This is a genomic window from Williamsia muralis (genome assembly GCF_002735905.1).
In the GTDB taxonomy this organism is placed as follows: domain Bacteria; phylum Actinomycetota; class Actinomycetes; order Mycobacteriales; family Mycobacteriaceae; genus Williamsia; species Williamsia muralis_A.
Genome location: NZ_PEBD01000012.1, coordinates 79,971 through 95,959, shown reverse-complemented (window position 1 = coordinate 95,959; position 15,989 = coordinate 79,971). Strand labels below are relative to the sequence as shown.

The 15,989-nt window shown below is 64.3% G+C and carries 15 protein-coding genes and 2 tRNA genes; 3 read left to right on the top strand and 14 right to left on the bottom strand.

Annotated features, from left to right (window positions below; all coding sequences use genetic code 11):
• Positions 1-10: 10 nt before the first annotated feature.
• From ndk to mobA, 6 genes are all read right to left on the bottom strand, one after another.
• The gene (gene ndk / locus CSW57_RS22515) at positions 11-424 is read right to left on the bottom strand and encodes a nucleoside-diphosphate kinase (protein ID WP_030163720.1); all 414 of its coding nucleotides are present in this window, start codon (positions 422-424) and stop codon (positions 11-13) included.
• Between the two features lie 35 nt (positions 425-459).
• Positions 460-846 (bottom strand): hypothetical protein, encoded by a 387-nt coding sequence (locus CSW57_RS22510; protein ID WP_099384863.1) that lies wholly within the window; start codon positions 844-846, stop codon positions 460-462.
• A 140-nt stretch (positions 847-986) separates the two neighbouring features.
• Positions 987-1,403, bottom strand: a complete 417-nt coding sequence (locus CSW57_RS22505; RefSeq protein ID WP_099384862.1) for a DUF4233 domain-containing protein — start codon at positions 1,401-1,403, stop codon at positions 987-989.
• On the bottom strand, positions 1,400-2,812 hold the full coding sequence (folC, locus tag CSW57_RS22500) for a bifunctional tetrahydrofolate synthase/dihydrofolate synthase (RefSeq protein ID WP_099384861.1): 1,413 nt from the start codon (positions 2,810-2,812) through the stop codon (positions 1,400-1,402). Before folC ends, CSW57_RS22505 begins: the two co-directional genes overlap by 4 nt.
• Entirely contained in the window at positions 2,809-5,484 is a 2,676-nt protein-coding gene (locus CSW57_RS22495) for a valine--tRNA ligase (RefSeq protein ID WP_099384860.1), read from the bottom strand. The genes folC and CSW57_RS22495 overlap by 4 nt, the downstream gene beginning before the upstream one ends.
• 52 nt (positions 5,485-5,536) lie before the next feature.
• The gene (mobA, locus tag CSW57_RS22490; RefSeq protein ID WP_099384859.1) at positions 5,537-6,166 is read right to left on the bottom strand and encodes a molybdenum cofactor guanylyltransferase; all 630 of its coding nucleotides are present in this window, start codon (positions 6,164-6,166) and stop codon (positions 5,537-5,539) included.
• A 67-nt stretch (positions 6,167-6,233) separates the two neighbouring features.
• On the opposite strand from mobA, the gene fdhD reads away from it, so the two are divergent.
• Positions 6,234-7,055, top strand: coding sequence for a formate dehydrogenase accessory sulfurtransferase FdhD (gene fdhD, locus CSW57_RS22485; protein ID WP_099385046.1), 822 nt, complete (start codon positions 6,234-6,236; stop codon positions 7,053-7,055).
• Positions 7,056-7,064: 9 nt separating this feature from the next.
• On the opposite strand, the gene clpX is transcribed toward fdhD, so the two are convergent.
• The 5 genes from clpX to CSW57_RS22460 form a co-directional block, all read right to left on the bottom strand.
• A complete protein-coding gene (clpX, locus tag CSW57_RS22480) occupies positions 7,065-8,342 on the bottom strand; it encodes an ATP-dependent Clp protease ATP-binding subunit ClpX (protein WP_030163729.1) in 1,278 nt (425 codons plus the stop codon).
• A 203-nt stretch (positions 8,343-8,545) separates the two neighbouring features.
• Positions 8,546-9,175 (bottom strand): ATP-dependent Clp protease proteolytic subunit, encoded by a 630-nt coding sequence (locus CSW57_RS22475; RefSeq protein ID WP_023960403.1) that lies wholly within the window; start codon positions 9,173-9,175, stop codon positions 8,546-8,548.
• A 58-nt stretch (positions 9,176-9,233) separates the two neighbouring features.
• A complete protein-coding gene (locus CSW57_RS22470) occupies positions 9,234-9,839 on the bottom strand; it encodes an ATP-dependent Clp protease proteolytic subunit (RefSeq protein WP_099385045.1) in 606 nt (201 codons plus the stop codon).
• A 161-nt stretch (positions 9,840-10,000) separates the two neighbouring features.
• Positions 10,001-11,365 carry a trigger factor gene (tig, locus tag CSW57_RS22465; RefSeq protein ID WP_189339409.1) on the bottom strand — a complete coding sequence of 455 codons (1,365 nt, stop codon included), beginning with the start codon at positions 11,363-11,365 and terminating at the stop codon, positions 10,001-10,003.
• 31 nt (positions 11,366-11,396) lie between these two features.
• Positions 11,397-11,470 (bottom strand) — tRNA-Pro (locus CSW57_RS22460).
• A gap of 180 nt (positions 11,471-11,650) precedes the next feature.
• Between CSW57_RS22460 and CSW57_RS22455 the strand changes: the two genes are divergently transcribed.
• Positions 11,651-11,724, top strand: a tRNA-Gly gene (locus CSW57_RS22455).
• A gap of 261 nt (positions 11,725-11,985) precedes the next feature.
• On the top strand, positions 11,986-12,663 hold the full coding sequence (locus CSW57_RS22450) for a L,D-transpeptidase (protein WP_223249444.1): 678 nt from the start codon (positions 11,986-11,988) through the stop codon (positions 12,661-12,663).
• Positions 12,664-12,729: 66 nt separating this feature from the next.
• On the opposite strand, the gene sthA is transcribed toward CSW57_RS22450, so the two are convergent.
• The 3 genes from sthA to CSW57_RS22435 form a co-directional block, all read right to left on the bottom strand.
• A complete protein-coding gene (sthA, locus tag CSW57_RS22445) occupies positions 12,730-14,166 on the bottom strand; it encodes a Si-specific NAD(P)(+) transhydrogenase (protein WP_099384857.1) in 1,437 nt (478 codons plus the stop codon).
• A 105-nt stretch (positions 14,167-14,271) separates the two neighbouring features.
• Entirely contained in the window at positions 14,272-15,120 is an 849-nt protein-coding gene (locus tag CSW57_RS22440; protein WP_099384856.1) for a PE-PPE domain-containing protein, read from the bottom strand.
• Between the two features lie 64 nt (positions 15,121-15,184).
• Positions 15,185-15,982 carry an Fpg/Nei family DNA glycosylase gene (locus CSW57_RS22435; RefSeq protein WP_099384855.1) on the bottom strand — a complete coding sequence of 266 codons (798 nt, stop codon included), beginning with the start codon at positions 15,980-15,982 and terminating at the stop codon, positions 15,185-15,187.
• Positions 15,983-15,989: the final 7 nt, after the last annotated feature.

Sequence of the window (15,989 nt, the reverse complement as noted above, 5' to 3'; positions counted from 1 at the left end):
GCAAGTCCGATCAGCCGAGGTCAGGGAACCAGAGACCGATTTCGCGCTCGGCCGAATCGGGCGAGTCCGAGCCGTGGACAAGATTGAACTGGGTACTCAGCGCATAGTCCCCGCGGATCGTCCCGGGTACCGCCTTTTCCACCGGATCGGTTCCGCCGGCGATCTGCCGGAATGCGGCCACGGCGCGCGGGCCCTCGAGCACTGCCGCGACCAGGGGGCCCGACGTGATGAATTCGAGCAGTGAGGGATAGAAAGGCTTGCCCTCGTGCTCCGCGTAGTGTCCCGCAGCGACGTCGTCGCTGACGGTCTTGAGTTCCAGAGCCACCAGGGTCAAGCCCTTGCGCTCGATGCGGCCGATGATGTCGCCGACCAGGCCGCGCTTCACACCGTCGGGCTTGATGAGTACCAGAGTCCGTTCAGTCACCCGGTCAGCCTAGCCCGCCGGTCGAGGGCACCGCCCTACGGCTGGCAGTACGCGCCGTCGACTCCGAAGAACCCGTAGCTGAACACGCCACCCGTGGTGGGCGCCGGATCGATGACCACCTGGATGCAGCCGCCCGGCGACGCAAGCGCCTCTTGGACGGCGACGTCGAAACGCGCGGCCAGTGCCAGGTTCGCCGGCTTGTACTCGGTGGGCACCGGGAGCGATGCCACGAACTCCGGCAGGTCCATGTCCGCGGCCCGCTGAGTCAGAGCATGGGTCGCGGTGTAACTGAACTGACTGCCACCCACCGGCATGGGTGGGCCCGCGACAGCCGATGCCGAGCCCGCACCGAGTGCAGTCCCCGCGACGATGCAGGCGGCGCCGGCTGCGAGTACGGCAGGAACGGATGCGAGACGAGACATAAAAGCTGGGCCTTTCGACGGTTACGTGTGTCTGCGATCTTGTCAGCGTCGATGGCTCCACGGAACCCGAAATGCGAGTTTTCAGGTCACGTTCCGGCAACGACAAAACTCGTTACCGGACAACACGATTTGACCTTGCGTCAGTCGGTGATCGGCTCTTGCCCGTTCAGCAAGCCGCGTTCCATTCGAAGACGAACGTCCCGCTTGATGTAGGCGATGTACAACCACACCAGCAGGAACACCACACCGACGGCCCCGATCGACCAGTGGACTATCCACCCGGCCACGGTGATCACTTGCAGCGCAAGGTCATACGGGAGCGCCCAGCTTCTGCCCTGCAGCCCCGAACCGAGGATGAGAGCGAGCGTCAGCACACCGAGATATACAGCCGACCACGCAGTCAGTCCGCCGCCGACCCGGACGACGATCGGAAACGCCAGCATCACCACTATTGCTTCCAGGATGAGCGTTCCGGCCATCACACCCCGTAGACCACGCCACGGATCGACCGTCGGCGGCGTGAATCGCGCTGATGGGTCAGGGTTTTGAGGGCTCATGCCGGGTCCTTGCCGAAGAGGGTGCGAGCAGCGCCCGCCGTCACCACCGAGCCGGTGATCACCACGCCGGTTCCCGACATGCCCTCGGCCTCGTCGAGGTTCTCCTCGGCCAATTCGATGGCGGTTTCGACCGCATCGGGCAGGAAGCCGCGAACCTGAACCCGATCCTCGCCGAAGATCGTGATTGCCACGTCGGCCAGTTGCTCCGGGTCCATCGCCCGCGGGGATCCGTTGTGGGTGAGCACGATGGCGTCGAACACCGGCTCGAACGCGGCGAGTAATCCTGCGACGTCCTTGTCCGCCATCACACTGATGACGCCGATCAGCCGCCGGAAGTCGAATTCCTCGTTCAGAGCGGCCGCCAGCGCAGCGGCACCGTGTGGGTTGTGCGCCGCGTCGAGGAAGACAGTCGGCGCCGAACGCACCCGCTCCAACCGTCCCGGACTGGTGACTGCGGCAAAGCCGGCGCGCACCGCCTCGATGTCGAGTTGCCGGTCCGCACCGGCGCCGAAAAAGGCCTCGACCGCCGCGAGTGCGAGCGCCGCATTCGACGCCTGGTGGGCTCCGTGCAGAGGCAGGAACAGTTCGGAGTATTCGCCGCCGAGGCCCTGAAGCGTGAGCATCTGTCCGCCCACCGCGGTCCGGCGTTCGAGCACTGCGAACTCCGAGCCCTCACGGGCCACGAAGTTGTCGGCCTCGACCGCGGCGCGCAGGAGCACGTCGGCCACCTCCGGCTGCTGGACGGCGAGCACGGTCACCGGGTCGGTCGGCACCAGTGCATCCGGGGCCTTCTTGATGATCCCGGCCTTCTCCCCCGCGATGGCCGTGAGGGTGTCACCCAGATAGTCGCTGTGGTCCATCGCGATCGGGGTGATCACGGCTACCGAAGCGTTGATCACGTTGGTGGCATCCCACCTGCCGCCCATGCCTGTCTCGACCACCGCGACATCCACCGGCGCCTCGGCGAAGGCCGTGTAGGCCATCGCGGTGAGGACCTCGAACTTGCTCATCCGTGGGCCGTCGGCCGCGAGTGACCGATCGTCGATCATGTCGATGTAGGGCTCGAGTTCTCGGTAGGTGTCCACGTAGACACGCGGCGAGATCGGCTCCCCATCGATCGAGATGCGTTCGGTGGCCAACTGCAGATGCGGACTGGTGATGCGGCCCGTACGCCGATGGAGAGCGGTGAGCAGCGCGTCGATCATCCTCGTGACCGAGGTCTTCCCGTTCGTGCCGGCCACGTGGATCGCTGGATAGCCGTGTTGCGGCGACCCCAGCAGATCCATCAGAGCTGAGATCCTGGCCAAGCTCGGTTCGATCTTCGTCTCGGGCCAGCGGGTGTCGAGCTGCGCCTCCACCTCACCGAGCTCGGCGAGGTCCTCCGCGGTCGGTACCTGGGGGCCCGTCACGACCGCGAATCCAGTTCGGTCAGTTTGGCCTTGATGCGGACGATCTCTTCTTCGGCCACCTGCGCCCGGGTCTGGATCTTCGCCTTCACATGGTCGGGCGCCTTGGCCATGAACTGCTCGTTGGCCAGCTTCCCAGTGGTGGTGGCCAGCTCCTTCTCCGCAGCGACCAACTCCTTCTCCAGACGACGCTTCTCCGCAGCCACATCGATCGTGCCGGAGGTGTCGATCTGCACCGTGACCGTCGTCGCCCGCAGGCGCACCTCGATGGTCGCGGTCGCCGCGAAGCCCGGCTCCACTGTGCTCAGTCGTGCCAGTGAGTCGATGTAGTCGCGCTGTGCGACGAGGTCTGCGGCTTCGAGTCCGATCAGTTCGGCCGCGACTCGCTGCGACGGCTTGAGTCCCTGGTCGCTACGGAACCGGCGGACCTCGGTGATCAGTCGCTGGGTGTCCTCGATGCGGTGATGTGCGTCGCGATCGACCGCTTCACCTGATGCGGTGGGCCAATCAGCGATGACCACGGATTCGCCACCGGTCAAGGCCTGCCACAGGACCTCGGTGACGAACGGCATCACCGGATGCAACATTCGCAGCAGAGAATCGAGCACGGTTCCGAGAACGATCTTCGTTGTGGCCGAGACGGTTTCGTCTTCGCGAGCGAATTGCACCTTGGCCAGTTCGAGGTACCAGTCGCACACCTCGTCCCAGGCGAAGTGGTACAGCGCCTCACAGGCCTTCGAGAATTCATAGGCCTCGAAACCCGCGTCCGCCTCGGCATGAACCTCGTCGAGCCGCCCGAGAATCCATCGATCTGCGTCGGTCAGATCTGCACGCGGCGGCAGCTCCCCGACCTTCGCCCCGTTCATCAACGCGAACTTGGTGGCGTTGAACAACTTGGTGGCAAAATTGCGCGAGGACTGCGCGAGATCGTCGCCGACGGACAGGTCGCCGCCGGGGTTCGCACCTCGCGCGAGTGTGAACCGCAGTGCATCGGCGCCGTATTGGCTCACCCAGTCCAGCGGGTCGATCCCGTTGCCCTTCGACTTCGACATCTTGCTTCCGTGCTCATCACGAACGAGACCGTGCAAGAAGACGTTCCGGAACGGGACCGGAGCCTCCGCGCCGATCTGTTCGCCGATGACCCCGGCGACGTACGTACCGAACATCATCATCCGGGCGACCCAGAAGAACAGGATGTCGTACCCGGTGACCAGGACGGACGTGGGATAGAACTTGGCCAGCTCGGCGCTCTCCTCGGGCCACCCCATGGTGGAGAAGGGCCACAGTCCGGACGAGAACCAGGTGTCGAGGACGTCGTTGTCCTGCACGTACCCTTCCGGCGCCGACTCCCCCGGGCCCACGCACACCATGTCGCCGTCCGGGCCGTACCAGACCGGGATCCGATGCCCCCACCACAGCTGGCGCGAGATGCACCAGTCGTGCATGTCATCGACCCATGCGAACCAGCGCGGTTCGAGCGAAGCAGGGTGGATCACGGTGTCGCCGTTGCGTACCGCGTCGCCGGCTGCCTTGGCCAGCGACTCCACCCGCACCCACCACTGCATGCTCAGACGCGGCTCGATCGGTTCGCCGCTTCGCTCGGAGTGCCCGACGCTGTGCAGATACGGGCGCACCTCCTTGACGATGCGGCCCTGTTCGGCCAGCACCTCCCGGACCTTGACCCGCGCCTCCGCGCGATCGAGGCCGTCGAATTGCGTTCCGGTACCCGCGACTCGACCCGATTCGTCCATCATCGTCGGCATCGGCAGGTTGTGTCGCGCTCCGAGTGCGAAGTCGTTCGGATCATGCGCGGGCGTGATCTTGACTGCGCCACTTCCGAATTCGGGATCAACGTAGTCGTCCGCGACAACCGGGATGCGGCGATCGACAAATGGGTGGTCCAGTTCGGTGCCGACCAGGTGTTTGTAACGCTCGTCGTCCGGATGCACCGCGATCGCGGTGTCACCGAGCATGGTCTCCATTCGCGTGGTCGCAACGACGATGTGGGGTTCGTTGTCGTCGAGGGAGCCGTACCTGAAGCTGACGAGCTCGCCTTCGACGTCGGAGTACTTCACCTCGATGTCACTGATCGCGGTCTGCAGCACCGGCGACCAGTTCACGAGTCGCTCGGCGCGGTAGATCAATCCCTCGTCGAACATCTTCTTGAACACGGTCTGCACGGCGCGGGACAGTCCGTCGTCCATGGTGAAGCGTTCACGACTCCAGTCGACGCCGTCGCCGAGGCTGCGCATCTGGGCACCGATCGCGCCGCCGGATTCTGCCTTCCACTTCCACACGCGATCGATGAACTCGTCACGCCCGATGTCGTTCTTGTCGATACCCTGACCCGTCAGCTGACGCTCGACCAGGGTCTGCGTCGCGATACCGGCATGGTCCATTCCCGGGAGCCAGAGCACCTCGTACCCCTGCATCCGCCGACGGCGGCACATGGCGTCCATCAGAACGTGGTCGAGGGCGTGTCCCATGTGCAGCGAACCCGTCACGTTCGGCGGCGGCAGGACGATGGAGAACGGCGGCTTGTCGCTGGACGGGTCCGCGGTGAAGTATCCGGCCTCGACCCAGTTCCGGTACAGCCGTCCCTCGTGTACGCCAGGGTCCCAGGTCTTGGGCAGGGCTTCGGGAGTGCTGTCGGAGTGCTGGGACGATTCGGTCACCGGCCAATTCTAGGCAGTCGGTGGTGAAGAGACGAAAGTGCAGGTCTCCTGCTCAGGGAACACGCAATCGGTGCAGGTCTTCGGGGGCGTTGACGTTGGTCAACCAAGTCGGATCGCTCAGCGTCACCCGGTTGGTTCGCAGAGCGTCCACTGCGGCCAGCATCCGGCGTTCGCCACCCTGGACCAGCTCGTCCAGCGTGGCCGCCGCACGGGTGCGATACACCCCGGCCAGTGGGTGAGCCCGCTGCGAGTCGACGGCGATGGCGGCATCGTCGGCGTCGGTGAGCCCGCGCAGCAGTTCATCGACCATCTCAGCGGTGACGAGGGGCATGTCGGTTGCGCAGACGAAGACGATGTCGCGGCCACGTTCTGCGGCTGCGGCCAAGCCGGTGGCGAGACCACCGAGCGGGCCGGCGCCTTCGGCCTCACCGGTCACCCAGGTGACGTCCGCGGAGCTGCTGTCAGCGGTGCCTTCGACACCATCATGGCCGGCCCGCAGGCCCTGATAGGCGGGCGAGCCCTCCGGGGCCAGCACCAGAACCGGGTCGCATCGTTCCCCCACGATCCGGGTGATCCGGCCGAGCATCGATTCGCCGTTCCATTCCAATGCCGCTTTGTCGCTGCCCATCCGCTTGGACGCGCCACCGGCCAGGACAACTGCGCCTACTCGCTCATGCTCCATGGAGACAGTTAACGCGAGCACGGGGGCGCGTGGGCGAAAACGGGAGCACAGGGTGATGATGGTCGTCATGGGACGAGTCACCAGTCGTACGCGGGTCCGCCGGATCCGGCCGGGCAACACCGATTCGCGGGCCGACTCCCTCGCGGTCGAGGAACCCCTCGAGATTCGTGTTGGCGGAGAAGCGCTCTCGGTCACGATGCGCACACCTGGGTCCGACATCGACCTCACACACGGCTTCTTGATGACCGAGGGACTCATCGACGGCGCGGACGACATCAGCACCATCCGATATTGCGACGGCGTTGATGACCAAGGCCGGAACACCTACAACGTGCTCGACGTCAGCCTCCGCGGCGACCGGCCGCTTCCGGCGGGGTCGACCCGGAATTTTTACACCACGTCATCGTGCGGTGTGTGCGGAAAGGCATCCCTCGACGCTGTTCGACTGGCATCCAACTACCGGTTGGAGGACGATCCCTCGACCGTGGACGTCGACACGCTCTTCACCATGCCAGAGCAGTTGCGGTCGCTGCAGAAGACGTTCGACGCGACCGGCGGAGTACACGGCGCGGCGCTGTTCACCACCGACGGCGAACTCCTCGCGGTTCGCGAAGACGTGGGTCGCCACAATGCCGTCGACAAGGTGATCGGATGGGCTGTGACACAACGAATGTTGCCTTTACGGGCAACAGTGCTGATGGTGTCCGGCCGCGCGTCTTTCGAGCTCGCGCAGAAAGCCGTCATGGCCGGAGTACCGATTCTCGCGGCGGTGTCCGCGCCATCGTCACTGGCGGTGGATCTGGGCAACGACAACGACCTGACGATCGTCGGGTTTCTCCGCGGAGAATCGATGAACGTGTACTCGGCCGGTCACCGCGTCCTCGAATAGCCCAGCGGCTCAGGCGCTCTTGTCGCGCCGTTCGTCGCGCCGCGGCTTGCGGGGAACGATGGTGGGAAGAACGTTGTCGCGCACGGTTTCTCCCGTGACAACCACCTTCGCGACATCATCGCGGCTCGGGATGTCGTACATCACGGGGAGCAGGACCTCTTCCATGATGGCCCGAAGACCACGAGCACCGGTGCCACGGTGGATCGCCTGATCCGCGATGGCCTCGAGAGCGTCCTCGGTGAATTCGAGTTCCACACCGTCCATGTCGAAAAGTCGCGCGTACTGCTTGACGAGCGCGTTCTTCGGCTGCGACAGGATGCTGACAAGGGATTCCTTGTCGAGGTTGGTCACCGAGGCGATCACCGGCAGTCGGCCGATGAACTCGGGGATCAGACCGAACTTGATCAGGTCCTCGGGCATGACCTCGGCGAAGTGGTCAGCACTGTCGTCGTCGTTCTTGGCGACCTCCGTGCCGAATCCGATGCCGCGCTTGCCGATTCGATCCGACACGATCTTGTCGAGTCCGGCGAATGCGCCGGCCACGATGAAGAGCACGTTTGTGGTGTCGATCTGGATGAACTCTTGATGGGGGTGCTTACGACCGCCCTGCGGAGGTACCGATGCCTGTGTGCCCTCGAGGATCTTGAGCAATGCCTGCTGCACGCCTTCACCCGAGACGTCTCGGGTGATCGACGGGTTCTCGCTCTTGCGGGCGATCTTGTCGACCTCATCGATGTAGATGATGCCGGTCTCGGCCCGCTTGACGTCGTAGTCGGCCGCCTGGATGAGCTTGAGCAGGATGTTCTCGACATCCTCGCCCACGTAGCCGGCCTCGGTGAGCGCCGTGGCGTCGGCGATGGCGAACGGCACGTTCAGCATCTTCGCCAGGGTCTGCGCGAGGTAGGTCTTTCCACAGCCCGTCGGACCGAGCATCAGGATGTTCGACTTCGCGAGCTCCACGGGCTCCATGCCGCGCGAGTCCTTGCGGTCACCCGCCTGGATGCGCTTGTAGTGGTTGTAGACCGCGACGGCCAGGGTGCGCTTGGCGGTGTCCTGACCGATGACGTAGTTCTCCAGGAAATCCCGGATTTCCATGGGCTTGGGGAGTTCATCGAGTTTGACATCGCTGGTCTCGGCCAGCTCTTCCTCGATGATCTCGTTGCACAGGTCGATGCACTCATCGCAGATGTACACGCCGGGGCCAGCGATCAGCTTCTTGACCTGCTTTTGGCTCTTCCCGCAGAAAGAACATTTCAGCAGATCGCCACCATCTCCGATACGTGCCATCTGTTGCTGTACCTACTTCCCTTACCCTGATGCTCCAAAGACGTGAAGTCCGGTGGTCCGCCCCAGCCCATGCGGAGCACAGTAACCACGACCGTACCCGTACGTCGGCGGAACTTCGACCGATAAAGCCAAATGTCGCGGGCCTTTTTGCCTGCCCACGACCGCTCTTGCCCGCCGCCGAGGACGGCGGGCCGAGCGCGGCGCTACTTCTTTCCTGACTTCTTCCGGTACTCGAAGACCTCGTCGATGATCCCGTACTCTTTGGCCGCTTGTGCGGTCAGGATGTTGTCGCGATCGGTGTCCTTGCGGATCTTGTCCGCCGGCTGCCCGGTGTGCTCGGCGAGGATGTCGTCGAGCCGCTTGCGGATCCGCTCGATCTCGGCCGCCTGGATCTCGAGGTCGGACACCTGGCCCTGGTATGCACCGCCGGTGCGGGGCTGGTGGATCAGAACGGTGGCGTTGGGCAGCGCCGCACGCTTACCCGGTGTTCCGGCGGCCAGGACGATGGCCGCGGCCGATGCCGCCTCGCCGAGGCAGACGGTCGCGATGTCGCAGTGCACGTACTGCATGGTGTCGTAGATGGCAAGCATCGCCGGCACGCTGCCACCGGGCGAGTTGACGTACATGATGATGTCGCGGTCAGGGTCCTGCGACTCGAGCACCAGCAGCTGGGCCATGATGTCGTTGGCAACCGTCTCGTCGATCGGCGTGCCCAGGAACACGATTCGCTCTTCGAAGAGCTTGGCGTAGGGGTTGTACTCGCGAGCGCCGTTCGGCGTGTGCTCGATGAACGAGGGCAGGATGTACCGCGACTGGGGTGAAAGGTTGTTCATGTCTTCTCGGTCTCTCCGGTGAGTGTGCGACGGGTTCGGTTCGGGCGCGAGACTGAGATCAGGCGCGTGTGATGACGTGGTCGACAAACCCATATTCCTTGGCGGCCTCGGCCGTGAACCACTTGTCGCGGTCTGCGTCCTCTTCGATCTTCTCGAGAGGCTGACCGGTGAACTCGGCGTTGAGCTTGTTCATCTCTTTCTTCGTCAGCGCGAATTGCTCGGCCTGGATGGCGATGTCGGCAGCGGTTCCGCCGATGCCGGCAGACGGCTGGTGCATCATGATGCGCGCGTGAGGCAGGGCGTGGCGCTTGCCCTTGGCGCCCGCGGCGAGCAGGAACTGTCCCATCGAGGCGGCCATGCCCATCGCGTATGTGGCGATGTCGCAGGGGGCGAGCTGCATGGTGTCGAAGATCGCCATGCCGGCCGTCACCGAGCCACCGGGTGAATTGATGTAGAGGCTGATGTCCTTGGTCGGGTCCTCTGCGGCGAGCAGCAGGATCTGGGCGCACAGCCGGTTCGCGATCTCGTCATCGACCTGGGTGCCCAAGAAGATGATCCGCTCGCGGAGCAGACGCTCGAAGACCGAGTCGGACAAATTCAGACCGATACCCGAACTCGCGGTTGCTCCGGAGAGCGCGGGCGTGTGGATCTTCGGCTCAGTCACGGTACCTACCTTCGACGTCCCGGAAAGATTTCCGGGGTTTTCGTTCAACGGACTCACAGTCATTTGATTGCTGTCTTCGACCCTAACGAATAGGGACGACGCCGATGGCCCGGCGTCGCCCCTATTCGCTGACAGCAGAAATTGTGCTGGCGTTTTACCAGCTACGACTCATCGGATGCCGACGTGTCGGCGTCCTCGTCGGATGTCGGCTTACCGAAGAACTCTTCGGTGTCGACGGCCTCGCCCTCGGTGTCCTTGACGGTCACCAGGTGCACGATCGACGACAGCGCCTTGCTCCGGCGGACCTCGGCGTACACCGCGCCCACCTGATTTGCCTGCTGCAGCTGCTGCGCGAACTCCGCCGGCTGCATGCCGTAACGCTGCGCCTGGAACATGATCTGCTGCATCAGCTCGTCTTGGCCGACCTCGGTGTCCTGCTGGTCGGCGATGGCGTCGAGCAACAGCTGGGTCTTGACCGACTTCTCGGCCGCCTCGCGTGTCTCGGCCTCGAACTTCTCGCGGGTGGTGCCCTGCGCCTCGAGCAGCTGCTCGAACGCCGCCTCGTCGTGTCCGAGGCTGTGCACCACCTGGTGGACCTGTCCGTCGACCTCGGCCGTGACGACGGCCTCGGGAAGCGGGATCTCGACCGACTCGGTCAGTTTGGCGACAAGCGCCTCGCTGATCGCATTGGCCTGCTCCATCTTCTTCGAGCGTGCGACACGTTCACGCAGATCAGCCTTCAGCTCGTCCACGGTGTCGAACTCACTCGCCAGCTGGGCGAACTCGTCGTCGACCTCGGGCAGCTCGCGTTCCTTGACGGTGAGGACCTTGACGGTGACCTCGGCCTGATCGCCGCTGTGCTCACCGGCGACGAGAGTGCTCGTGAAGGTCTTCTCTTCGCCGGCCTTCAGGCCGATGAGGGCCTCGTCGAGTCCGTCGATGAGCTCACCGGAGCCCACCTCGTGCGACAGACCGCTCGTGGCTGCCTCTTCGACCTCTTTGCCGTCGATCGTGGCGGAGAGGTCGATCGACACGAAGTCGCCGTCGGCGACGGGCCGGTCCACACCGGTCAGGGTGCCGAAACGTGCGCGCAGCGACTGCAATTGCTCGTCCACAGCCTCGTCGTCGACCTTGACCGGTTCGACCTCGACCTCGAGGGTCGAGTAGTCGGGCAGATCGATGTCCGGGCGCACGTCGACCTCGGCGGTGAACGTGATGCTCTCGCCGTACGCGAGTTCGGAGAGGTCGATCTCGGGCTGACCGATCGCCTTGATCTCCGTCTCGGCGACGGCCTCGCTGTACTTGCCCGGGATCGCCTCGTTCACGACCTGGGCGAGCACTGCGTCGCGGCCGACTCGGGCCTCGATCAGTTTGGCCGGGGCCTTGCCGGGCCGGAATCCGGGGATCCGGATGTCGCGGGCCAGCGTCTTGTAGGTGCGGGCGAAATCCGGTTCGAGTTCCGCGAACGGGACCTCGACGTTGAGTTTGACCCGCGTCGGGCTGATCTGCTCGACGGTGCTCTTCACTTGACTCCCTTGTCTTGCCTTCTCACGTGAGTCGGGATGACAGGATTTGAACCTGCGACCCTCCGCTCCCAAAGCGGATGCGCTACCAAGCTGCGCCACATCCCGTGTAGGTCCGCCCGCAGGGGTCTGTCACCGCCTGCGGAACCGAACGCAAATACTACGTGCCGTGTCGGTCTCCACCTAAACCGGTGATGGTGGCGAGGCGATTTTCGATCCGCGGGCCGGAGGCGGTACAGTCCTTTTCGCAGACGACGACGGTGGCGATCCCGCCGAAATCGTATGCACGCGGGTGTAGCTCAATGGTAGAGCCCTAGTCTTCCAAACTAGCTACGCGGGTTCGATTCCCGTCACCCGCTCCATCCTCAGAAGCCCTGGTCAGCGCATTGCCGGCCAGGGCTTCTGTCGTTTGCGCACCAGGTCAGGCGAACGCGGCACCGCCGCCGGCGTGGTCGAGGTCCGCGTGAATACAAGTGAGGCACACCACATTCACTTGTGCCACACCGGTAGACACGCGCCACAACTAGGCCTTTTGCGTTTGGCTGGCCGTCTTATGCGTGCAACTATTAATCCGCGCTTTCGGGGAGCGTATAAGCCTGTCGTCGAAGTTAGGGTCCAACACAGTGTCGACCAGCAAGTTCGCCTCCGGGCGCAGCGTCACCCGCCTCCTGGCCGCCGTTGTGGGCGTGATCGTCATGGCGCTGATGATTCCGGCAACCGCATTCGCGCAGCCGGCTCCGACCATTCCGGGCCTGCCCGGTGTGCCGCTGCCGACCATTCCCGGCATCTACACCCCCGCTCCACAGCCGCCCGCGCCGCAGCCGATCCCGGAACCCGCGCCCGCGCCGCCCGCAGAGCCTGCTCCCCCGGTTGCCACCCAGACCGGCTGGGTGGCGCTCGCCGACGACGCCACGCACGAACTCACCGTCTGGCACGACGGCAAGGTCGTACGCAAGATGCCGATCTCGATGGGCTCGAACGAGAACCCGACACCGAACGGCACCTATTACACCAAGGAGAAGTACCGGGACATGTACATGGATTCGTCCACGTACGGCGTTCCGGTCGACTCCCCCAATGGCTACCGCACCTACGTCGAGTGGGCGATCCGCATGTCGTGGGACGGCATCTTCATCCACGGCGCGCCATGGTCGGTCGCGCAGCAGGGCAACACCAACGTGAGCCACGGCTGCATCAACCTGAGCCCGGAGAATGCGCAGTTCGTGTACGAGAACTTCCCCGAGGGCACCCCGATCGTGGTGCAGGGCACCATCGGCGGGCAGTACGTCCCCGGCAGCTAGAACCTCCTGATCCCGACAAAACCGGCGCCGAGAACATTCTCGGCGCCGGTTTTGTTGTGCCGGCTGTTACTCTGCGCCCAGCTCGTACCCGTTGCCGACGCCGGTGACACGCGCGATGGCCCGCATCTTGTTCACCGCATCCAGAGCGGCAACCTTGTATCCCTCGGCGAGGGTCGGGTAGTTGAAGACCGCGTCGACGAGGTAGTCGATGGTGCCACCGCAACCCATGACCGTCTGGCCGATGTGGACCAATTCGGCTGCGTTGGAACCGAATACGTGCACCCCCAAAATGCTTCGGTCCTGGGCATCGACGAGGAGCTTCAACATGCCGTAGGCGTCGCCCATGATGGTCCCGCGTGCGAGTTCGCGGTACCGGGCGACGCCCACCTCGAACGGGACGTTCGCCGCGGTCAGTTGGTCTTCGGTCTTGCCGACGTAACTGATCTCCGGGATCGAGTAGATGCCGATCGGGTGCTTCGACGAATCGGTCTCGCCGACCGGCTCCCCGAACGCGTCGTACGCTGCGCGCCGCCCCTGTTCCATCGCGGTCGCGGCAAGTGCCGGGAAGCCGATCACATCTCCCACCGCGTATATGTGGCTCACCGCTGTCCGGAAGCTGCCGTCGACAGTCAAGCGGCCACGTTTGTCGGCCTCGAGACCCGCTGCGGCCACGTTGAGTTCGTCGGTGACACCTTGACGTCCTGCCGAGTAGAGCACCGTGTCGGACGGGATCTTCTTGCCCGACTGCAGAACGGTCACACTGCCCGATGTGTGCTTTTCGACCATCTGCACGGTCTCGCCGAATCGAAACGTGACGCCGCGGTCACGCATCTGATACTGCAGAGCCTCGACCACCTCACGGTCACAGAAGTCCAGCATGCTCGAACGCTGCTCCACCACGGTGACCTTGGTGCCCAGCGCGGCGAACATCGACGCATATTCGATGCCGATCACCCCTGCGCCCACCACCACCATGGACGTAGGAACCCGGTCCATCCCGAGTATCTGGTCGGAGTCGACGATGGTCACGCCGTCGAACTCGACCGTGTCGGGACGCGCGGGACGGGTGCCGACTGCGATCACGGCGTGGTCGAACGTCACGTTCTTGTGGTCACCGTCGCCGGTGGTGATCTCGATCTCGTTCGGGCCGATGAAGGCCGCACTGCCGAGCAACAATGCAACCCTGTTGCGCGACAACTGATTCTGGATGACGTCGATTTCCTTACCGACGACGTGAGCGGTACGGGCCGACAGATCGCCCACGGTGATGTCGGTCTTCAGCCGATACGACTGGCCGTACAGTTCACGCTGGTTCAGGCCGGTGAGGTAGAGGACCGCTTCGCGCAACGTCTTCGACGGGATGGTGCCGGTGTTGATGCACACTCCGCCCACCATGTTGCGCCGTTCGATCACCGCCGCGCGTTTACCGAGTTTCGCGGCGGCAATGGCAGCCTTCTGCCCAGCCGGGCCGGAGCCGATGACAACAAGGTCGTAATGGTCCACGTGACTTCTCCCAGCGTTGATACGTCGGGATCAGTGTCACCCACCTCGGACCCCTGCACATTTCAGACGAGTGAATTGTTATGGCGGAGCGTCCCCGGGTGGCAGTCAGGCGACGTCGTGACGACCGGTGTCCGGCAAGAAAGTGGCCTGGACCTGAAGCCAACGACTCAGCATCTCGCACCCGGTGAGCCCGTCGGGATCCAACGGCTCGAACCCATAGGCAATGTGGCGTCCACCTCGCCGATTGGCGATGACCAGCCTCCCCAGATGCACCCGCGTCGGAAGATAACCGGCCAACTCGATTGCCAGCACACGCAGCCGCCGGAGGTCCCGTCGCCACTGACGAGGATGCAGCGATGTCCTCGCCGCGTTCTGAAAACTGTTGCTGCGCAGTATGTGCCACAACCCGCCGAACCAGCTCCGAACATCTCTCGTCGAGAACGTCGCGGTGAGATCAGCAAGGTCGCGCAGCAATGAGTCGTCGCTTGCGTTGCAGATCACGTCACCCGGATGACCGATCCAGAGCGCCGGCAGCCCCTCGGGCAGACCCGGCCCGTGTCCGGCCAAACCGAAACCATCGCAGCCCGCGACCACGCCGGGCGGCTGGTACGGATCGGCGACAAAACCGACAGCGGCCACATGTGCATGTGTGATCGCCAACAACTGCCGGATGACCACCGCACCCTGCGAGTAGCCGATCAGCATCACCGGCCCGGACGCCCGCGCCATTTCGGCGCGTAAGTTGTCGACACCGGCAGCAACACTCTCCCGATAACTGATCCCGTTGCGTCGGGGCACGGGTCCGTAACTGGCCGGGTATCGGACCCACCGGCAGTCGAACCGCTCATCGAGTCGATCTGTCACCTGGGCCAGCATTCCGGACACCGCCGTACGAGGGTCCTTCCGATGGGTCTCGCCCGTACCCCCGACCGCCAGGATCGTCACAGTGGCCATCGCCCCATCGTGCCGGGTCAACCTGAGGCCTTGCTGTGTCGGCACTCATTCGGGCCCGCGATGCTCAGTCGGCTTGGCAGACCGGGCACCAGTAGACCTTGCGTGCGGCCATGTCGGTCATCAGGATCGGCGTGCCGCATATACGGCAGGGTTCACCGGTACGGCGGTACACGTACGTCCGGGGTCGGCCGGGACCGTACGAGGGTGCGCCGTGATCGTCTTCGGGCCGGATGACGTGGATCTTGCCTCGCCGGACTCCCACGGTCATCAAGTTCACCAGGTCCGCCCATATCGCGTCCCATTCGTCTCGGGACACATCGCTACCAGGGCGAAACGGGTTGATCGAAGCACGGAACAGCACTTCGGCCCGATAGACGTTCCCCACACCGGCCAACACTTTTTGATCCATCAGTAGTGCACCAATTGGCTTGCGTGACTTCGCTATCGCGCTCCATGCCTGTTCCGCATCCGCATCTTTACGCAGAGGGTCCGGTCCGAGCCGAGACGTCAGCGCAGCGAGATCGGCCGGCGTGAACAGTTCGCAGGCGGTTGGCCCGCGAAGGTCGGTTCCGTACTCGTCGGTCTCCATCCGCATCCGGACCTGGCCGACCGGCGGCGGCAACGGTGAGGGACCGTCGGAGAACGACCCGTACAGACCGAGATGGATGTGCACCAGTTCTCCACCGGCATACCGATGGACCAGGTGCTTGCCCCAAGCCTCTGCCCTTGAGAACACCTGGCCGTCGAGTCGGGCTGCTGCTGCGGCGAACCTGCCTTGTGGGCTGGTGACAGTGACCGTCTGCCTGGCGAACTTCCGCTGGTGCAGTCGCGCCAGACGGTGGAGCGTATGCCCTTCCGGCACGGCCCGC